Consider the following 20,100-nt stretch of genomic DNA (forward strand, 5'->3'; position numbering starts at 1 on the left):
AACACGATATGTCGCGTGAGTGTCAAGTCAAGATATATCGTGCGATGTCGGGCGGCGTCAGAGCGGCGTGTCGTCGAAAAAGCCGGTATTTGCCCCGGTACGGTAGGCGGATCGCGTGGGGAGACCGGGCAAGTCGGCACGATCTACCTCTGTGGTCTGGTGGAATCTAGTGCTGTGAGTGGTCAGACCTGGCGGTTGGTACGGCGTGGCAACAGCGGCCCTGTTGCGCCCCCTGTGCTGGACGAGCACCAGCGTGCCGTGGTCGAACACCAGAGCGGGCCCCTCCTCGTCCTCGCAGGTCCGGGCACCGGTAAGACCACCACGATCGTGGAGAGCGTGGTCGACCGGATCGAGCGGCGCGGCCTGGATCCCGAGCGGGTGCTCATCCTCACCTTCAGCCGCAAGGCCGCCGAGGAGCTGCGCCAGCGCGTCACCGGACGCCTGCGCCGCACCACCCGCACCCCGCTGGCCCTGACCTTCCACTCCTACGCGTACGCCCTCCTGCGCCGCGAGTCGATCCTGGCGGGCAAGGCCCCGCCCAGGCTGCTCACGGGCCCGGAGCAGTTGCTGGAGATCCGCCGGCTGCTGCACGGCGAGCTGGAGAACGGCGCACTCGACTGGCCGGTGTCGCTGCGCGAGCCGCTCAAGACCCGCGGGTTCGCCGAGGAGCTACGCGACTTCCTGTCGAGGGCCAACGAGCGCGGGCTCGACGGTGAGCGGCTGGTCGCGCTCGGCAGGCTGCACGGCAGGAGCGACTGGGTGGCGGCGGGCCGGTTCGCCGAGCGCTACCAGGACAGGTTCGACCTCGACCCGGAGGAGACCTACGACTACGCCGAGCTGATCGGCGCCGCCTCCGCGCTGCTCGCCGACCCCGACGTGCGCGAGCGCGAGCGGGCCGCGCACGACGTCGTCTTCGTGGACGAATACCAGGACACCGACCCGGCGCAGGAGGCCCTGCTCACCCACCTCGCCGGCGACGGGCGCGACCTGATCGCGGTGGGCGACCCGGACCAGTCGATCTACGGGTTCAGGGGTGCCGACGTGCACGGCATCATGCGCTTCCCCGAGCGGTTCAGGACCCGCGCCGGCCGGGACGCGCCGGTGCTGGCGCTGCGCGTGTGCCGCAGGAGCGGAGCCGCCCTGCTGGAGGCCTCCCGCCGGGTCGCCGCCCGCCTTCCGGCCGCCCCCATGCCGCAGAACGCGCACGGCCACCGCGACCTGGTCCCGCTGCCGGACACCCCGGATGGCGACGTACGCGTGCTGCTGGCCGACAGCACCAGCCAGGAGGCCGCGATCGTGGCCGACACGCTGCGGCGGGCCCACCTGATCGAGGGGGTGCCGTGGCACCGGATGGCGGTGCTGGTGCGCTCGGCCAGGCGGCAGGTGCCGTTGCTGCGCCGGGCGCTGACCAACGCCGGGGTGCCGACGATGATCGCGGGCGATGAGGTCCCGATCGCCCAGGAGCCGGGCGTGCGACCGCTGCTCACCATGCTCAAGGTGGCGCTCGACCCCGCCCACCTCGACGAGGGGGTGGCCGAGGAGCTGCTGACCGGCCCGCTCGGCGGCACCGACATGATCGGGGTACGCCGCCTCCGCCGCGCCCTCAAGATCGCCGAGAACGAGGCCTCCGACGGCGACGCGCGTTCGTCCGGAGAGCTGCTGGTCGCCGCCGTACGGGACGTGCGCGAGCTCACCCGCGTCGAGCCCCACGTCGCCCTGCCCGCCGAACGCGTCGCCAAGCTGCTCGCGGTCGCCAAGGAGTCCGTACGCGAGCAGGGCACCGCCGAGGACCTCCTGTGGGCCGTGTGGCACGCCAGCGGCCTGGCCGAGCGCTGGACCGAGCTGAGCCTGTCGGGCGGCCCCAGGGGCGCGCAGGCCGACCGCGACCTGGACGCGGCAGTGGCCCTGTTCGATCAGGCCGCCAAGTTCGTGGACCGCATGCCGAAGGCGGGTCCCGAGGTGTTCCTCGACGATCTGGCGGCCCAGGAGATCCCCGGCGACACGCTGGCCGACCGCGCGCCCGACGGCGACGCCGTACGCGTGCTGACCGCCCACCGCTCCAAGGGCCTCGAATGGGACGTCGTGGTCGTCGCCGGCGTACAGGAAGGAGTCTGGCCGGACCTGCGGCTGCGCGGGTCGATGCTGGGCGTGGAGGACCTCGTCGAGGTGGTCGAGGGCAGCCGGCCGAACGCCGCCTCGCTGGCCTCCAAGCTGCTGGCCGAGGAACGCAGGCTGTTCTACGTGGCCGCCACCAGGGCCAGGCGCAGGCTCGTGGTGACCGCGGTGGGCGGCGAGGACACCGACGAGCGCCCGTCCAGGTTCCTGTCGGAGCTGATGCCGGGCGCCGTGGAGCCGGCCACGATGGACGACCGGGCCCGCTGGCTGAACATGTCCGCCCTGGTCGCTGACCTCCGCAGCGCGGTGACCGATCCCACCAGAACCCCGAAAGTCCGGCAGAAGGCCGCGCAGCAGCTCGCCCGCCTCGCCGCCGCCGGCGTCCAGGGCGCCCACCCCAACGACTGGTACGCCCTCACGCCCATCTCCGACGACCGCCCACTGAGCTGGCCCGACGGCATCGTCAGCATCTCCCCGTCGGCGGTCGAGAGCTTCACCAAATGCGGCCTGCGCTGGCTCCTGGAGACGGCGGTCGGCGCCGCGGGCACCAGCACCGCGCAGGGCCTGGGCAACGTCATCCACGCCCTGGCCGTGCTGGCGGCCACCGACCTGCCCAGCGAGGACCTGCTGGGCGAGCGGCTCGACCAGATCTGGCACGAGCTCGACTTCGGCGGCGCCTGGTACAACCGCAAGCAGCGCCAGGTCGCCGAGCAGATGATCGGCAAGTTCCTGCGCTGGCACGAGGAGAATCCGCGCGAGCTGGTCGCCCTGGAGGAGTCGTTCACCGCGACGGTCTCGGAGGGCGTGCAGATCAAGGGCCGGGTGGACCGCGTGGAGCGCGACGCCGACGGCCGGGCCGTGATCATCGACCTCAAGACCGGCGGCTCCAAGCCGAAGGCCGGCGAGCTCGACCGTCACCCGCAGCTCGGCGTCTACCAGCTCGCCGCGCTGCTGGGCGCCTTCGCCCGGCACGGCATGACCGAGCCAGGCGGGGCCGCGCTGGTCCAGCTCGGCAAGGCCGGCGGCAAGAACGCCGCGCTGGAGCAGCAGCAGGGCGCGCTGGCGGAGGACAAGAACCCGGGCTGGGCCGGGGACCTGGTCGACACCGTGGCGACCGGCATGTCGGGGCCGTTCTTCCAGGCCAAGGTCAACGACGGCTGCCGCACCTGCGCGGCGCGGGCGAGCTGCCCGGTCAACGACAACGGGGGCCAGGTGTGCTGACCCCCGCCGAACTCGCCGGCAAGCTCGGCATCCTGCCACCCACCAACGAACAGGCCACGGTCATCGAGTCGGCGCTGGAGCCGATGGTCGTCATGGCCGGCGCGGGCTCCGGCAAGAGCGAGACCATGGCCGGGCGGGTGGTCTGGCTGGTCGCCAACGGCCTCGTCAAACCGGAGAACGTCCTGGGCCTGACCTTCACCCGCAAGGCCGCGGCCGAGCTGGCCACCAGGGTCAGGGAGCGGCTCAACGGGCTGGCCGAGGCGGGCCTGGTCGAGCCGGGCGCGCTCGACAACGAGCCGGCCGTCTCCACCTATCACGCCTACGCCTCCCGCCTGGTCACCGACCACGCGCTGCGCGAAGGGCTGGAGCCCACGATGCGCCTGGTCACCCCGGCCGTGTCGTGGCAGCTCGCCTCGCGGGTGGTGGCGATGTACGACGGGCCGATGGACAAGATCGAGCTGGGCCCGCCGTCGGTCACGGCCGCCGTGCTGGAGCTCGCCGGAGAGCTGTCGGAGCACCTGCGCACCGCCGCCGACGTGCGGCGGGTGGGGGAGTGGCTGCGGGATCGGCACGCCCTGCTCGCCGGTCGCACGACGCTCGCGCAAAGACGGCCGCTCAGCGTCCACGCGGCGCGGGAGCAGCTGCTGCCGCTGGTGGAGGCGTACGAGCGGCTCAAGCGCAGTCGCGAGGTCATCGACTACGGCGACCAGATGTCGCTGGCCGCCAGGATCGCCGCCAACCACAAGGAAGTGGGCGAGATCGAGCGTTCCCGCTTCGCGGTGGTGCTGCTCGACGAATACCAGGACACCAGCCACGCCCAGCTCGTCCTGCTCCGCTCCCTGTACGGCGGCGGCCACCCGGTCACCGCCGTCGGCGACCCCTGCCAGTCGATCTACGGCTGGCGCGGCGCCTCCGCAGGCAACCTTCGCCGTTTTTCCCGAGATTTCCGGACCAGTGCGGGTGACCCGGCCCCCGTCCGCCAGCTCAGCGTCAGCTTCCGCAACGCCGACCGCGTCCTCGACGTCGCCGCCCGCGTCCAGCTCCCGCTCCGCATGGAAGCCCGCGAGGTCCCCGTCCTCGTCCCCGGCCAGAACCGCGTCGACCGGGGTCGCGTGACCTGCGCCTTCCACGAGACCGCCGAGGACGAGGCGAAATGGATCGCCGACGGCATCGCCAAGATCCTCGGCCAGGAGGTCGCCCCCGACGGCCTGCCCTGGGGCGAGAAGGAACGCAAGAAGACCCTCGCCATCCAGCCCCAGGACGTCGCCATCCTGGCCCGCAAGCGGTCGCAGTTCCCGGCCCTGCGCAGGGCGCTCGAAGACCGCGACATCCCGGTCGAGGTCGTCGGGCTCGGCGGCCTGCTGACCGTGCCGGAGGTGAACGACATCGTCGCCACCCTCCGCGTCCTCTACGACGCGACCGCCGGCGACGCGCTGGCCAGGCTGCTGGCCGGGCCGCGCTGGCGGATCGGCCCCGCCGACCTGCGGGTGCTGGGCGAGCACGCCAGGGAGCTGGCCCGCGAGCTGAGCGAGAGCGGCCGCGTCGAGGACCCGCTCGACCAGGTGGTGGCCGACCTGGCCGAGGAGCGCGGCAGCCTGGTGGACGCGCTGGACGAGCTGCCCGACAGGCAGGAGTGGCTGGAGTCGTTCTCGCCGCTGGCCCGCACCAGGCTCGTCGCGCTCGCCCACGAGCTGCGCCAGCTCAGGGCGCACACCGCGCAGCCGCTGCCCGACCTGATCACCGAAGTGGAGCGCCGGCTGGGCCTGGACATCGAGGTGGCCGCGCGCAGCGGTACGGCGAGCGCGTTCGCGGCCCGGGCCGACCTCGACGCGTTCCTCGACGCGGCCGCCAGGTTCGCGGGCGACGCCGAGGATCCGACGCTGGGGGCGTTCCTGGCCTACCTGCAGGCGGCGGAGAGCGAGGAGTTCGGTCTCGAGGCCGGCCGGGTCGGCGAGAGCAACAGCGTCAAGCTGATGACCGTGCACGCCTCGAAGGGCCTGGAGTGGCCGATCGTGGTCGTGCCCGGGTTGTCGCAGCTGGTCAGCTCGAAGGGGACGATCGCGACCGGCAGCATGTTCCCCGCCACGCCGGTGATGAACGGCCGGTGGACGGAGAACCCGCGCAAGCTGCCCTACCCGCTGCGCGGCGACGCCGCCGACCTGCCCAGGCTGGGCGGGCTGAGCAAGGAGGAGCTGGCCGTCTTCGACGAGCAGTGCCGCGAGCGCGACCTGATGGAGGAGCGCCGCCTGGCGTACGTGGCCGTGACCCGCGCCCACTACCACCTGATCGCCTCCGGCTACCGCTGGGGCACCGCCACCAAGCCTTTGGAGCCGTCGGAATTCCTGCTGGAGATCCGCGACACCGCCGACCGCGTCGCGTTCTGGGCCGGCGACCTGGCGGAAGGCGCCACGAACCCGCTGCTCGCCGAGCCCGCCGAGGCCCCCTGGCCGGTCACGCCCGAGGGCCTGCGTTACGAGTCCGTGCTCGACGGTGCCCGGCTGGTCGAGGACGCGCTGGCGGGGACGCTGATCCCGGCCGAGGAGGACGAGCCGCTGCGGGCGTACGAGGAGGAGCGGCTCCGGGCCTGGGAACGCGACACGGACCTGCTGCTGCGCGAGCGCGAGCTGCATCGCCGCAGGCCCGCCACGATCGTCGAGCTGCCCGCCAAGCTGACCGTGTCGTCGCTGGTCACGCTCGCCGCCGACCCCCGCGAGCTGGCCCGCAGGATCCGCCGCCCGGTCCCGGTCAAGCCCGCGCCGCTGGCCCGCCGCGGCACCTCCTTCCACAAGTGGCTGGAGACGCGGTGGGACCAGCAGCGGCTGATCGACGACTTCGAGCTGTACGACGAGCTCGAAGAGGCCGACGTGCGCCTGGCGGAGCTGCAGGAGCGGTTCGAGGAGAGCGAGTGGGCCGATCGGCGGCCGCTCGACCTGGAGGTGCCGTTCGAGACCATGATCGGCGACCGGCTGGTGCGCGGGCGGATGGACGCCGTGTTCGAGCTGCCCGACGGCGGCTACGAGGTCGTCGACTGGAAGACCGGGCAGCCGCCGAAGGGCAAGGCGGCCAAGGCGGCGACCGTGCAGCTGGCGGCGTACCGGCTGGCCTGGGCGCACCTGGCCGGCGTGCCGCTGGAGAAGGTGCGGGCGGCCTTCCACTACGTGCGGGCGAACCGCACCGTCCGCCCGGTGAACCTGCTCGACGCCGACGGCCTGGTCGCGCTCATCGAGAGCGTCAAGCTCGCAGATAGTGGAAGGCCGGCTTCGAATGCATGAGGAAGTCGTGATGCGAGATGTTCCAGGCATAGGCCCCGGCCATCTCGAAGACGACGGTGTCCCCCACGCGTGCCGAGGTCACGACTTTTCGGGCGAAAACGTCTTTTGGCGTGCATAGCTGGCCGACGAACGTGATCGGTTCGTCGGCCACACCCGGGCCGGACCCCGTGGGGAGGATCGTGAAGGGCTGGTCGTGGCCCTTGGTCACCGGAGTACGCAGGTGGTGGGTGCCGCCCAGCACGATCGCGTACGCCTCGCCGCGCACCCGCTTCACGTCCACGACCCTGGTCACGTAATAGCCGCAGTACGCCGTCAGCGCCCGCCCCGGCTCGATCCGCAGCCGCCGGCCGCGTCGCAGCCTCGCCAGCCCGGCGCCGTACGCGGCCCAGTCGAACCTGGACTCCGGCGAGCCGTACGACACCGCCATGCCCCCGCCCAGGTTGACCTCGTCGTACTCGTTGTCCAGCAGCGTCCCGGCCAGCTTCAGCAACTGGTCGGCGGCCAGGCCGCTGGCCAGGTGGGTGTGCAGGCCGCGCAGCCGTACCCGGCGGCCGAACAGCGGCAGGCACTCCGCCACGCCCGCTTCGTCCATGCCGAACGGGCCGCTCATCGTCAGCGCCGCGCCCTCGACCGGCAGATCGGGGTTGAGCCGGAGCAGCACGTCGGCCTCCAGCCCGGTGGCGAGGAGGCGGCGCAGCTCGTACGGGGACTCGACGTGGATGCGGTGGTGCGGCAGGCGCAGCTCCGCGTCGGTCTTGCCGGGACCGCCCAGCGCCACCGGCATGCCCGGGAACAGGCCGGTCACGTGCGCGTGCTCGCCCCCCGACGACACCTCGAACCCGTCCACGTGCCCGGCCAGCACGCGCAGCAGCTCGGCGTCCGGATTGGCCTTGACCGCGTAGTAGAGCTCGACGCCCTCCAGCGCCCGCCGTACGGCCGCGACATGCGTCTCCAAGGCCGGGAGATCGTAGAGATAGGCGGGGGCCTCGGACAGGCTCTGTGCGGCGTCCAGAACGCGTGGGGACATCATGCGAGCGGGTTCGCGATCGGGACGTATCCGGCCGCGCGATCGGCCGCCCTGGCCCAGCGCACCCCCAGGTTCGCCTTGGCCGGCAGCGGGGCGCCGGCCAGCAGGTCCGACAGGGGCAGCGGCCAGCCGAGCTCGGCGGCTTCCTTGGCGAGCAGGTCGCGGGCGATCCGCCACAGCTCGCGCAGCAGCTCGTCGTCCGGCCCGGCCACCGCGGCGGCGATCTCGGTGAGATGGTTGACGAGCAGGCAGTAGACGACCCTGGCCCAGCCCCGCTCGGCGTCGTACGTGAGCGCCCTGGCGACCTCGGGGTGGAGACCGTCGAGATCATGCCGCCCGGCGACCAGCTTGGTGCCCTCCAGGTCCCGGAAGACGGCCTCCGCGGGCATCCCGGACGCGTCCAGGCCGACCAGGACGTTCTGCAGATGGGGCTCCAGTACGACGCCGTGCGTGAAATACAGCTCCAGCACCGGCAGCGCCACCGCCGACACGTACGCCGACCACCACGCCAGCGGCTCCGCGGCCGGGGCGTCCAGGGCCAGGGCGGCGGCCAGCATCGGGGTCACGCCGGGGGAGCAGGCGGCCCACGGGCTCTGCCGGACGATCACGCCCAGGCCCTCGTGGAGCCGGGTGCCGAGAGCGGCGGAGCGATGGCCGGGCTCGGGGAGCCAGCGGGTGGCCGGATGCCTGACCGCCGTTTCGGCGAACATGGGCGTGAGGCGTGAGGTGAGCTCGACGGCTCCGGCGAGCTCGTACCACGCGTTCTTGCGCACGCAGTTCGTGATCCGTATGTCCAGGGAGAACTTCAGGCAGACCTCCGCATCGGGGACGTACACCGTCCGCACCGACGAGGTGGGCATCGCGACCGGCCCGGGCCCGAGGTCGATCAGCTCGCCCCCGAACGCGGGCCGCAGGAGCTCGAGCTGCCACGGATGCGCCGGCAGCAGCCGATACCCCTCGGGCGCCCGTCCCAGGCCGTCCAGCGCCGCCACGTCGCCGTCCTCGGCCAGCACGTCCTCGCGCACGCCGAGCAGCCTGACGGGGAAGTCGGCGTGCGCCTCCGGCGCGTACCGCAGCCAGCCGTCACCGCCGCGCGCCTTCGGGCTCGGGTGGAACGGGTGCCCGTACACCAGCGCCTGCTCCGAGGCCAGCCACGGATCGGCGGGAGGCTCGGCCTCGGCCCTGGCCCGCAGGATCGCGGCCATGGCCGCCCTGCTCGCCGCCACCTGCCCGGCGAACTCGCCGTTGTGCCCCTGCAGGTCGGTCTCGATCAGCAGGATCAGCTCATCCGTCGTCAGCGGCTGCCAGGCGCCGCCTTTCAGACGCTCGGGAGGGCCGTCGAAGCGCAGTGCCGCGCCGCCGTACGTGCGGGCCCGCAGCAGCGTGCCCGCCACCCGCAGCAGCAGGTACGGCGGCGCCGGCCACACCAGGCCGCGCGGTCCGGCCACCTCCCGCACGCAGCAGCGCAGCAGGGCCGCCAGCGTCGCCTCCTCGGCCAGGGCGGAGGGCGCGTCGATGGCCAGTCCAGGCATTCAAGCTCTCCTCAGATAGTTGGGCCCGCTGGTGCCGTAGTACTTGTTGATGTCGCGCGCGCCGGAGCGTTCCTTGGCGACGAGCGTCCCGGCCGTGACCATGGACTTGCCGGTCAGCCTGGCCGCGTCCAGGGTCCTGGCGCGCAGGAGCCTGGCCATGGGGTCGTCGCCGTACTCGTCGAGGGCCTCGGCCAGCGTGTCGCGCAGCAGCGCGGCGGCCGTCGCGGGCGGCAGCGCCCCGAACGCCACGGCCGCGGCGGCCAGGTGCAGCGTGATGGTCACGAACACGTCGGCCAGCGCGTGCGGATCGTCGCTCAGCATCCGCCCGTCCGAGAACTCGGGTACGTCGATCCCGGCCGCACGCAACCTCGCCGGCGACGCCAGCAGCCCGTCGTTGTCCTTGACCAGCAGCTTCATGCCATCGTCCTGGAAGACCAGGGCGAGATTCTGCTGGTGCGCCTCCAGGGCGACGCCGTAGCGCACGAACAGCCGCACGTTCCACCGCAGCAGCAGCCGCAGATAACCGGGAACGACGTCACCAAGCTCCGCGAGCACGCCGGGCGCGTTGAGGGCGGCGACCGGCACGATCTTGCCTTCGGGCAGCCGCCTGACCATCCACGCGAGATACTCGTGCCCGGCCTGCGCATAGGTCTGCTCGTCGGCCAGCAGCACGCCGGGATCGACCAGTTCGCGCAACAGCAGCTCGGCCCTGGCGCCGTCGGCCAGCGTGCCCGGCTTGATCGAGCGCCGGTTCCGCACGCCGAGGGTGCTGATCGGGAGCGGCAGCTTCAGATGGGTACGGGCGTCGATCTCAACGGTCCGCATCGAGAGCGTGGGCCGCACGGTCATCCGGGCCTCGTCCAGCACTCGAACCCCGTCGACCTTCCGCACCTCGTCAACGGCGAGCGGATGCACCGGGAACAGCGCCTCGCCCGGCCCGACCTGCCATGAGGGCGCCACGTCGGCCGGGAGCTGTACGGCGGAGCCCGGCGCGAGCGCTCGGCGCGGCACCACCGCCCACCGCAACTCGAAAGAGGGCGCGAACTCCGGCGCATAGGCCGCCAACTCACCCTCCGCCAACCCCAACCGCGCCCGAGAAGTCGGATAAACCGGATGATCCACGAACGCGGCCAACGTCTCGTAAGAGGGCCGCCGCCGAAGCACCTCGCCCGCATGCGCGTCATGCAGCTCCAACGCGGACAACGTGGCGAGACACTCTTCGAAGAACGCCGCCACCCCTTCCGCGTCCGCCGGGTCCGCCACCTCGACCAGGGTCTCCAGCACCTGCTCCAACCCCAATCGCTCGTCCTCCGCGACCACGAAGTCCTGGAACAGCAGGCCGGGCGCCAGCCGCACCCACCGCCCGTCCGCGAGCAGCATCCCCACGCCGTCCTTGGTCCTGGTGACGCGCGCGGACAGGCCACCGTAATCCTCGCGCAGCAGAGCGTCCAGCACCCGGGCGGCGAGATAAGCCTCCCGATCGCTCATTCGATCACCCACGGCCGCGAGGCCCGGTAGTCCTCGACGGCCGCGTCCACGCGCCGCCGATCAGGCCCGGCAGCCCGGATGACGCCCAGATAGTCCCGGTTCGTATGGGTGAGCGACACCACATCGCCCACGGCCCGGAGCGGCCGATGCCACAACCGCACGTCGCCGCGAATCACGAACTCGCTCTCGGGCGCGACCTTGACCGTCCCCGCCCGGTCGGCGACCACGCTTACCGCGGTGCCGTACCCCGAAAGGGCGGGCGTCGGCGGCAGGCGCTCGCCGAGATGCACCCGCAGGATCCACTCGAACAACGGCACCCCGAGCACGTCCCCCAGCAGGAAATCGCAGTGGTCCCCGATCACCCGGTAGTTCACCTCGACGATCCGCGGCCCGCCGGCGGTCAGGACGTATTCGGTGTGACAGGCCCCGAACCCGGCCCCGAGCGCCCGCAGCGCCCCCAGCACGTGCTCCCGCGCCCCATCCGATGGCGGTGCCCAGTCCAGCCGCTCCTCGACGAAGTACGGCAACGGCCCCAAAGTCGTCTCGAACCCGCCCAGTACCCGCGTCTCGCTCCCGTCCCCCAGGGTTTCCAGCGTCCGCAGCGGCCCTTCGAGGTATTCCTCCACGACCACCGCCTCGCCAGGCCGCCGCTTCCTGACCGCGGCCACGGCCCCGGCGAGGTCGCGCTCGACGAGGATGACGTCCTCGCTGGCCACGCCCTCCCGAGGTTTCACCACGACCGGATGGGGCAGGCCCTCCGGCACCGGGTCGCCGGGCGCGAGCCGTACCGACCTGACCTGCTCGATCCCGGCCTCGAGGAGCTTGCGACGCATCAGGAACTTGTTCTTGGCGGCCACGCACGCCCGCCAGTCCTTGCCCGGCAGTCCGAAATACGACGCGGCCAGCGCGGTCTCCGCCTGCAAGTGGTCAGAGTTGGAGAAGATGGCGTCCGGCCTGCCGAGATGCTCGATGGTGTCGATCAGCGCACGCGGGTCACGCACGTCGCAGGCCACCGCGCGCGGATGCCGCTCCGGCCGGTCCGTCAGGATCGTCACCTCACAGCCCAGCGCGTGAGCCGCGGGCAGGAAGCCGTCCGTCACGGAATCGGTCGGCTTCAGCGCGGTCAAGTAGAGCCGCAACGCGAACGCACCCCCGGGGAATCAGGTAAGGCTTACCTAACTCGCCGATCTTACCGCTCGGGAGATCACCCCGTGGCCTGGATGCCTTAATCGGCGGCTAACTGCGAGGTCATAGGATGACATGGGATTTGGGAAGGGTGGGCCCGTGGAAGTGAGCGCGGAAGAACAACTGATCGGACCGCTGCTCCTCGCACGGGGCACCATCGACAGGTCGTCGGCACTGCGAGGCAACGGCCAGTGGCTCGAACGGGCGTGGCAGGACCCGACGAGCCGGGTCCTCGTGATCGACAACGGTCACACGCTGGTGCGGCGGGTCGGCGACGAGGTCAGGGCGGAGCTCTACACTCCGGCGCAGTCGCCGCCGGGCGAGCGCTACCTGCTGGGCGTCGAGAACGGCGTCGCCTACTTCGCGGTGGCCGCGCCGCTGCCGGGGATGCCGAAGGGCGACGTCAACGGCCGGGTGACCATGCCGATGAGCCTGCGCGACACCCCGGACGGCCAGGTGGTGCCGGCGGGGCTGCGCCAGGTGGGCGGCCTGCTGGGCGACCGCGACGCGGGCCTGCTGGTCTACGCGGTGGCGCTCGAGGCCTGGCACACGACCCACGAATACTGCCCGCGCTGCGGGAGCCGCACCAAGGTGGAGGCCGGCGGCCACATCCGCGTCTGCCCGCAGGACTCCAGCCAGCACTTCCCCCGCGTCGACCCCGCGGTGATCATGCTGGTGCGCGATGACGCCGACCGCTGCCTCCTCGCCCGCGGCCCGCAGTGGCCAGAGGGCCGGCTGTCGATCCTGGCGGGATTCGTCGAGCCGGGGGAGTCGCTGGAGCACGCCGTCGTCCGCGAGGTGGCCGAGGAGGTCGGCATCACCGTCGCCAACCCCCGCTACCTCGGCAGCCAGCCGTGGCCCTTCCCCCGCAGCCTCATGCTCGGCTTCTTCACCGACGCGGTCACCACGACGCTCCGCCCCGACGCCGAGGAGATCGCCGAGGCCCGCTGGTTCTCCCGTGAGGAGTTGACGGCGGCACTGGAGTCAGGAGAGGTACGCCTGCCGCCACCGGTCTCGATCGCCCGCCGCCTCATCGAGACGTGGTACGGCGGTCAACTGTCGGGAGACTGGTAGATCGGCGGCGATCTCGCGCCACGCGCAGGCGATGATGAAGCACACGCAGGAGATGAAGACGAACGTCATCGACGCCCACGCCCACTGATCGACGACCTGGGTGACCTTAGCACCCAGGTCGTCGCGGCCATGCAAACCCCACGAGCCCCCGGCTTCCCGCCAGGGGCTCGTGTCGTACTCAAGAAATCAGGCAGCGCTCTCCAGCAGGACCTTGACCTCCATCACGGAGGGGTTCGTCCGCACCACGCGACCGTTCGGAGTGTCGATCACCACGGTGGGCACGGTCTGGTTGCCGTTGTTGACGCTCATCACGAACTCGGCCGCGGACGGGTCGCGTTCGATGTCGACCTCGTCGAAGCGGATGCCTTCGCGGGCCAGCTGGGCCTTGAGCCGCTTACATGGACCGCACCAGGTGGTGCTGTAGACGGTGAGCGCCATGTCGGGGGATCCCTCCAAGGTCAAGGAAAATGAGGCGCTTGGTGCAACAACGCGGAATGTCCGGTTAATCCCTACCCGATGCGCTCGGCGATCCAGGCCTGCACGCGCTCGGCCACGCCCGGCTCCCGGTAGAGGGGCGCACTGTGGTTGACACCCGGCTGGGTGACGACCGTCACGGGCACGCCCACTTGGCCGAGCATCTGCTTGAGCAGCTGGCTCTGCGCCGGCGGCACGAACTCGTCCTGCGAGTGGATGGTCAGCATCGGCGCGTCGTGGCTGCTGGCGTGCCAGGCCACCTCCATGCTGGCCCAGACCCGCGAGCACTTGCCCTTGGGCGCGCAGCCGCCGGCCAGGCGGATAGCGGCCGTGCGGAGCTTGCGCTTGTTGGGGTCGGTGGTGTTCTCGCCGTCGGAGTAGGCCCGCAGCGGTGAGATGATCGGCGACAGGCCGACCACGCCCTTGAGACCGGCGATGCCGTCGCCGTAGGTGCCCACGGCCGCCGCGATGTGGCCGCCCGCGGAGAAGCCGACCACCACGTAGTTGTTGGGGTCGAACGCCCACCTGTCGGCGTGCTTGCGAGCCATCGCGACCGCGGTCAGGGCGTCGGTGCGCTGCGCGGGCCAGGCCGCGTCGCCGGACAGGCGATAGTTGAGGTTGAAGACCGTGTAGCCGAGCTCGGCGTAGCTGCGGGTGATCTCCCTCATGTACTTCTTGTCGCCGCTCGACCACCAGCCGCCGTGGATGAGGAAGACGCCCGGCCGCTGCATGCCGTCGCCAGTCCACACGATGTCCATCTGCTGGCGCTTGTGTGAGCCGTAAGCGATGGTCTCCGTGCTCAAGCCGCCGATTCCGTCGGGGCCCACCGGGTTGCTCACCGTCGGGGCGGGTGTCGGCTCCTTCGTCGTCGCGGTCGCGGCGACGGGGGTGAGCACAACGGCTGCGAGCGCGAGAGCGCCCACGTAAACCGCACTTCGCACGGCCTTCCTTTCCCCCATGCAGATGGTCGGCCCCATTGTGGGGGAAGAGACCAGTTCTTTGCATCTCCGAGCCGACAAGAACATACGACGGCCCGCATGTTGCCAGAATAAAGTGCTTGGGCGCCAGTACTGGGATGATGAACGGGTGAACAACGTGGACGACGTCCTGGCCGGGCTCGACCCTGAGCAGCGCGAGGTGGCCGAGGCCGTGCGCGGTCCCGTGTGCGTGCTGGCCGGCGCCGGCACGGGCAAGACGAGGGCGATCACCCACCGCATCGCGCATGCGGTGCGCAGCGGGGTGGTCGACGCGCAGAGCGTGCTCGCTGTGACGTTCACCACCCGCGCGGCCGGGGAGCTGCGGCAGCGGCTGCGCGCGCTCGGGGCGCCCGGCGTGCAGGCCCGCACCTTCCACGCCGCCGCGCTGCGCCAGCTCACCTACTTCTGGCCGCGGGTGATCGGCGGCGAGGCGCCGTCGGTCATCGAGTCGAAGCTGCCGGTGCTCGGGGAGGCCTGCCGCCGGCTCCGCAAGAGCCCGGACCGGTCGGAGCTGCGCGACATCGCCTCCGAGATCGAGTGGGCCAAGGTCAGCCAGGTCGCCCCGGAGGACTACGTGGCCGCCGCGGCCAAGCACCACCGCACGCCGCCCACCCCCGCCGAGGAAGTGGCCCGGCTCTACGACGGCTACGAGCAGCTCAGGCGCGAACGCCACCTGGTCGACTTCGAGACCATCCTGGAGCTGACCGCGGCCGTGATGACCGAGCACAAGGAGGTCGCGGCGCAGATCCGCCAGCAATACCGCTATTTCGTGGTCGACGAATACCAGGACGTCAACCCGCTGCAGAAGCTGCTGCTCGACACCTGGCTCGGCGGCCGCGACGACATCTGCGTGGTCGGCGACCCCAACCAGACGATCTACTCCTTCACCGGCGCGAGCCCGCGCTACCTGACCGGGTTCGCGGTGGAGCACCCGCAGGCCGCCGTCATCAAGCTGGTGCGCGACTACCGCTCCACCCCGCAGGTGGTCGACCTGGCCAACCTGGTGATCGCCAAAAGCCGGTCGCCGCACCGCATGGCGCTGGTCGCCCAGCGCCCGGACGGCCCCAAGCCGGTGTTCACCGACTACGACGACGAGCCCGCCGAGGCCGCCGGGGTCGCCCGCGCGATCAGGAAGCTGCTCGACAAGGGCGTGCCCGCGCGCGAGATCGCGGTCTTGTTCCGGGTCAACTCCCAGTCGGCGTCCTACGAGGAAGCCCTGTCCAAAGCCGAGATCTCCTACGTGCTGCGCGGGGCGGAGCGCTTCTTCGAACGCCCCGAAGTGCGCCAGGCGGTCGTCCTGCTGCGCGGCGCCGCCCGTTCGGCCACCGGCGAGCCGCTGGCTTCGGAGGTGCACCACATCCTCACCGGCATCGGCCTGACCCCGTCTCCGCCCGGTGGCGGCAAGGCCAGGGAGAAGTGGGAGTCGCTCAAGGCCCTGGCCGATCTGGCCGAGGACATGGCGGCAGAAGGGGCCGACCTGCCCGCGCTCGTGGCCGAGCTGGAGCGCCGGGCCTCCGAGCAGCACGCCCCGCCGGTGGAGGGCGTCACCCTCGCCTCTCTGCACGCCGCGAAGGGCCTGGAGTGGGATGCGGTGTTCCTCGTCGGCCTCACCGACGGCATGCTCCCGATCATCTACGCCGAGACCCCCGAGCAGATCGAGGAGGAGCGCCGCCTCCTCTACGTGGGCGTCACTCGGGCCCGCGAGCACCTCTCGCTCTCCTGGGCGCTCGCCCGCGCCCCGGGCGGCCGCAAGAGCCGCCGACCGTCCCGCTTCCTCGACGGTCTCACCGGCCGCGTCTCCGCCCCGCCCCGCATGACGCCGTCGACTCGCGAGCGCCGTGCCGTCGCCACGCCCGTGAGCTGCCGGGTCTGCGAGAAGACGCTGTCGGCGGCCGCCGAGCAGAAGCTGGGCCGCTGCGCCACCTGCCCGGCGGACTACGACGAGGCGCTGCTGGAGCGGCTGAAGGCCTGGCGCACGGCGACGGCCAAGGAGGCCAAGATTCCGCCGTACGTCGTCTTCACGGACGTGACGCTGCAGGCGATCGCCGAACGGGCGCCCACGACCGAGCAGGAGCTGCTGTCGATCGCGGGGATCGGCCGGGTGAAGATCGACCGGTACGGCGAAGCCGTCCTCTCCCTCTGTCGCACCTCTTAATGGCTTGTGCGCTCGTTACAGACCCGAAACTGCGACAAGGAATTATCGGACAGAGCTGGGCCGCCTTTGGTAGGAAATGGGCGGCACGTCACACTTGTCCAAGGACCGGCTGAGCACAAGGGGGACGGACCCGTGAACGAGGCGCTGAAGGAGCTGCTCGACCTGCTCGACCTGGAGCAGATCGAGCTGGACATCTTCCGGGGAAGGAGCCCGGAGGAGCGCATCCAGCGGGTCTTCGGCGGTCAGGTGGCGGCCCAGGCCCTGGTCGCGGCCGGCCGTACGGTGCCCAAGGACCGCAACGTGCACTCCCTCCACGCCTACTTCATCCGCCCAGGCGACCCTTCGATCCCGATCGTCTACAACGTGGAGCGGGTGCGCGACGGACGTTCGTTCACCACCCGCAGGGTCGTCGCGGTCCAGCACGGCAAGGCGATCTTCACGATGTCGGCGTCGTTCCACATCGTCGAAGAGGGCGTGGCGCACCAGGCGTCCGTGATGCCCTCCGTGCCGGATCCCGGGACGCTGCCCACGTTCCAGGGCAAGATGTACGAGCTGGTCGGCGACAACCCGGACTTCCGCGACTGGCTGTCGCGCCCGCGTCCGGTCGACGCGCGATACGCCTCGCCGCTGACCTGGGAGGCGCACCAGAATCCCGAGCTGCGCAGCGCCCAGACCAACGTGTGGTTCCGCTACGACGCCGAGCTGCCCGACGACCCGCTCCTGCACGTGGTGCTCGCCGCGTACGCCTCCGACTTCACGCTGGTCGACACGATACTGCTGGCGCACGGCATGGCCTGGGGCGCCTCCAACATCATGGGCGCCTCGCTGGATCACGCCATGTGGTTCCACGGGCCCTTCAGGGCCGACGACTGGCTGCTCTATGCTCAGCAGTCCCCATGGTCGGCGGGGGCTCGCGGACTGGCGCGCGGTGAGATGTTCACCACCTCGGGCGATCTCGTGGTCTCGGTCGTCCAGGAGGCCATGATCCGCCCGACCAAGTAAGACCGGACTACGCGGCAGGCCGCTGGACGCGGCGGACTGCCGGAGAAGACTCCGTAGCCTGCGGTAGCCCACTGGACGGGGCCCAGTAGGGGCGGACTCCGCAACCTGCGACAGGCCGCCGGACACGAATTCCGCAGGCGCGAAGCCGCTACCTGCGGCGGTTTATTGTCACGAAATCGCAGGTAGAAAATATGTTGCCCGGCCCCGGCTTTCCGGTTTAGGGTCATGGTCAAGCGAGTCGGACACTCCTGTTCCGACGATCCGAAGAGTGGAGGTGAGCCCCGTGATCAGCATCGAGATGTCGGCCACGAAGTGGCTCGCTTCCGCATGCCGTGACGTGGTGAGGCTCGTCGATGGGCCGGCCAGACTGCGGCAGGAGAAGTCTGCCCGTAGCCAGGCCGCCGCCGCTTACTACGCGCGCAACCACTTCGGCGCCGTTGCGCAAGGGGCTCCTGTCTACCACGCGCGTATCGAACTGCCGGCCAACCAGCTCACCAAGGGTGGACTGTGCGGTCCGCAACCCTGGAGGGATGTACCGGTCATAACCTGACCGGCACACAACAGCCTCCAGGCCGCGGATCCGCACACAGGATCCGCGGCCTTATTTATTTGCCCGTGATTCCGACCACCCACGAGGTGCCCGACCAAGATCAAAAAGATCGATCAAAAGGAGAAGCAGATGGGGGCCAAGACGATCATGGACCTGATCGACGAAGCCAAGATCCCCTGTCGTACCGACCCTGACCTGTGGTTCGCCGAGTCGCCGGAGGACGTGGAGTTCGCTAAGGCGCTCTGCGGCGGCTGCCCGATCCAGAAGGCCTGCCTGGACCGCGCGCTCGAGCGCGAGGAGCCGTGGGGCGTCTGGGGCGGCGAACTGATCCTCCGGGGAACCGTCGTTCCCCGCAAGCGTCCGCGCGGGCGTCCCCGCAAGCACCCGGTCGCTGCCTGAAACACCAGATCTCTAGCAAGAAAGCGAAGGACCAATGAACGTTCATTCGACGAGGAGTCACGCCGTGCCGGATCTGTTTCATGAGCTGGTGAATGACCGAATACATACCCTCCACCGCGAGGCGGAGGAGCAACGCCTCGTGCTGCGCGTCAGTCGCGTGCAGCGGGCGCGGCGAGAGGTCAAGAGGGCGAACGACCGCCTTCGTGCCGCCTTGAGCCGGCAGTTCTGATGACGGAGATCCTGCCGCCGGCGCAGGATCTCCTATGAGAACCAGCAAGAGCCGGGCGCAACCCAGCGCCCGGCTCTTCCCTTTGCAAGACGGGGAACCGCTAGATGGCGGGCCTCCCTATCGGATGGGCGACGGCGATTTCCTCTTCGGCGGACCAGAGCCGCGCCGCCATCCAGGCGACCCCCACCCCGGCGACCACCAGCCCGAGCAGGTAGACCGGCAACGGCACCGCATTCCGCAGCGACCCGGGGAGCATCCCCGCCGCATACAGCGTCACGCCCAGAGCAGGCATCGCCCTGCTCCGGATCGCCGCCGCGCTGAACGCCAGCACCCCGATCACCAGGACGACCGACGTGACCAGGAACGCCCGCCCGGTGCCCCCGGTCAGCAACCCGCTCACCGTGCCGGCGTCGAGGTACGGAAAGACGAAGTGCAGGATGAACTCGATCGCGAACGCCCCGGCCAGCCCCGCCGAGTTGAGCACGTAGCCGACGAGTCCGAGGCTGCCTGCCGTGCCACGAATGAGCAGGTAGATCCCCGTGATCGCGAGTAAGCCCGTGAGGGCGCCGAACGGCGCGATGGCGTGTGTGAGAGCCGTCTCCGGCAGGAACCCCGCCCGTCTGGAGGAGTTGACCACAAGCAGCACGGCACAGATGAACCCCGCCGCCGCCGCTACCCGATAGATCCGCATCTTGGTACGTCCCTTCTCTGCGATAACACTCGTTATGATGCTTGTTATCGCCGGATATGGTGAGAGAGTGCCGAGAGACGTAAGCATCCCGAAAGAACTCGGCGCGGTGCGCCAGGACCTGCTCGATGCGGCCCTGCGCGTCCTGCGCGAGGACGGAGCGCTCCACCTGACCCTCCGTCGCGTGGCAGACGCCGCCGGAATCAGCACGATGGGCATCTACACCTGCTTCGGCGGCCGCGCCGGCCTCCTGGAAGCGATCTACCGGTACGGCTTCAGCCTCCTCCACGAGGCGATGACCACGTCAGTGAACGGCCACGGCGACCCGCTGGTTCGCATCATGGCGGTGGCGCACGGCTACCGGAAGTTCGCGCTGTCGGACCCCGCTCTCTACGCCCTGATGTTCGAGCGGCCGCTCCCCGACTTCGACCCGTCCCCCGAACAGCGCCACGACGCCCTCGCCCTGACGTTCACCCTGCTCACCTCGGCCACCTCGGTGGCGGCCGAAGCCGGCCTCATCCGATCGAGCGACCCCGTACGCGCGGCCTACCTGGTGTGGGCCACGATCCATGGCATCGTCAGCATTGAGCTCACCTGCTCACTCCGCAGCCCGCTTCCTGGCTGGTTCCTGAACTCGCGGGAGGAAGGCGAACGCGTACTCGCCGACGGCGTCAACGCCCTGCTGTCGGGGCTCGCCTAGCGCACGTCCCGC

The 20,100-nt window shown here is 70.8% G+C and carries 16 protein-coding genes; 9 read left to right on the forward strand and 7 right to left on the reverse strand.

Annotated elements, in window-relative coordinates:
- The first annotated feature begins 174 nt into the window (after window positions 1–174).
- Both ACTMTI_RS51795 and ACTMTI_RS51800 read left to right on the forward strand, forming a co-directional pair.
- Window positions 175–3,336 carry an ATP-dependent helicase gene (locus tag ACTMTI_RS51795; protein WP_441128294.1) on the forward strand — a complete coding sequence of 1,054 codons (3,162 nt, stop codon included), beginning with the start codon at window positions 175–177 and terminating at the stop codon, window positions 3,334–3,336.
- Window positions 3,330–6,608, forward strand: coding sequence for an ATP-dependent helicase (locus ACTMTI_RS51800; RefSeq protein WP_441128295.1), 3,279 nt, complete (start codon window positions 3,330–3,332; stop codon window positions 6,606–6,608). Before ACTMTI_RS51795 ends, ACTMTI_RS51800 begins: the two co-directional genes overlap by 7 nt.
- Here the strand turns inward: ACTMTI_RS51800 and ACTMTI_RS51805 are convergent.
- From ACTMTI_RS51805 to ACTMTI_RS51820, 4 genes are read right to left on the reverse strand one after another with little or no spacing between them, the layout of a single operon-like run.
- Entirely contained in the window at window positions 6,568–7,638 is a 1,071-nt protein-coding gene (locus ACTMTI_RS51805) for a type III PLP-dependent enzyme (protein ID WP_441128296.1), read from the reverse strand. The two genes, ACTMTI_RS51800 and ACTMTI_RS51805, sit on opposite strands and share 41 nt — an antisense overlap.
- Window positions 7,635–9,167, reverse strand: a complete 1,533-nt coding sequence (locus ACTMTI_RS51810; RefSeq protein WP_441128297.1) for an IucA/IucC family protein — start codon at window positions 9,165–9,167, stop codon at window positions 7,635–7,637. Before ACTMTI_RS51810 ends, ACTMTI_RS51805 begins: the two co-directional genes overlap by 4 nt.
- Complete coding sequence (locus ACTMTI_RS51815) at window positions 9,168–10,655, reverse strand: IucA/IucC family protein (protein WP_441128298.1); 1,488 nt, start codon at window positions 10,653–10,655, stop codon at window positions 9,168–9,170.
- Window positions 10,652–11,794 carry an ATP-grasp domain-containing protein gene (locus tag ACTMTI_RS51820; RefSeq protein WP_441128299.1) on the reverse strand — a complete coding sequence of 381 codons (1,143 nt, stop codon included), beginning with the start codon at window positions 11,792–11,794 and terminating at the stop codon, window positions 10,652–10,654. The genes ACTMTI_RS51815 and ACTMTI_RS51820 overlap by 4 nt, the downstream gene beginning before the upstream one ends.
- A 145-nt stretch (window positions 11,795–11,939) precedes the next feature.
- On the opposite strand from ACTMTI_RS51820, the gene nudC reads away from it, so the two are divergent.
- Window positions 11,940–12,914 carry an NAD(+) diphosphatase gene (gene nudC / locus ACTMTI_RS51825; RefSeq protein WP_441128300.1) on the forward strand — a complete coding sequence of 325 codons (975 nt, stop codon included), beginning with the start codon at window positions 11,940–11,942 and terminating at the stop codon, window positions 12,912–12,914.
- 186 nt (window positions 12,915–13,100) lie between these two features.
- Here nudC and ACTMTI_RS51830 read toward each other — a convergent pair whose 3' ends face one another.
- Both ACTMTI_RS51830 and ACTMTI_RS51835 read right to left on the reverse strand, forming a co-directional pair.
- Window positions 13,101–13,352, reverse strand: a complete 252-nt coding sequence (locus ACTMTI_RS51830; protein ID WP_441128301.1) for a glutaredoxin family protein — start codon at window positions 13,350–13,352, stop codon at window positions 13,101–13,103.
- 71 nt (window positions 13,353–13,423) lie between these two features.
- Window positions 13,424–14,329 carry an alpha/beta hydrolase gene (locus tag ACTMTI_RS51835; RefSeq protein ID WP_441128302.1) on the reverse strand — a complete coding sequence of 302 codons (906 nt, stop codon included), beginning with the start codon at window positions 14,327–14,329 and terminating at the stop codon, window positions 13,424–13,426.
- A 154-nt stretch (window positions 14,330–14,483) separates the two neighbouring features.
- On the opposite strand from ACTMTI_RS51835, the gene ACTMTI_RS51840 reads away from it, so the two are divergent.
- From ACTMTI_RS51840 to ACTMTI_RS51860, 5 genes are all read left to right on the forward strand, one after another.
- The gene (locus ACTMTI_RS51840) at window positions 14,484–16,520 is read left to right on the forward strand and encodes an ATP-dependent DNA helicase UvrD2 (protein ID WP_441128321.1); all 2,037 of its coding nucleotides are present in this window, start codon (window positions 14,484–14,486) and stop codon (window positions 16,518–16,520) included.
- 132 nt (window positions 16,521–16,652) lie between these two features.
- Entirely contained in the window at window positions 16,653–17,522 is an 870-nt protein-coding gene (locus ACTMTI_RS51845) for an acyl-CoA thioesterase (RefSeq protein WP_441128303.1), read from the forward strand.
- Window positions 17,523–17,805: 283 nt separating this feature from the next.
- Window positions 17,806–18,072, forward strand: coding sequence for a hypothetical protein (locus ACTMTI_RS51850; protein ID WP_441128304.1), 267 nt, complete (start codon window positions 17,806–17,808; stop codon window positions 18,070–18,072).
- Window positions 18,073–18,201: 129 nt separating this feature from the next.
- On the forward strand, window positions 18,202–18,471 hold the full coding sequence (locus tag ACTMTI_RS51855) for a WhiB family transcriptional regulator (RefSeq protein ID WP_043630546.1): 270 nt from the start codon (window positions 18,202–18,204) through the stop codon (window positions 18,469–18,471).
- 64 nt (window positions 18,472–18,535) lie between these two features.
- Window positions 18,536–18,700: a hypothetical protein gene (locus ACTMTI_RS51860; protein WP_441128305.1), complete on the forward strand. Its 165-nt coding sequence runs from the start codon at window positions 18,536–18,538 to the stop codon at window positions 18,698–18,700.
- Window positions 18,701–18,800: 100 nt separating this feature from the next.
- On the opposite strand, the gene ACTMTI_RS51865 is transcribed toward ACTMTI_RS51860, so the two are convergent.
- Entirely contained in the window at window positions 18,801–19,391 is a 591-nt protein-coding gene (locus ACTMTI_RS51865) for a hypothetical protein (RefSeq protein WP_441128306.1), read from the reverse strand.
- A 67-nt stretch (window positions 19,392–19,458) separates the two neighbouring features.
- On the opposite strand from ACTMTI_RS51865, the gene ACTMTI_RS51870 reads away from it, so the two are divergent.
- Entirely contained in the window at window positions 19,459–20,088 is a 630-nt protein-coding gene (locus ACTMTI_RS51870) for a TetR/AcrR family transcriptional regulator (RefSeq protein ID WP_441128307.1), read from the forward strand.
- Window positions 20,089–20,100 lie beyond the last annotated feature (12 nt).

Source organism: Nonomuraea sp. H19, from assembly GCF_052068215.1.
Taxonomy (GTDB): Bacteria; Actinomycetota; Actinomycetes; order Streptosporangiales; family Streptosporangiaceae; genus Nonomuraea.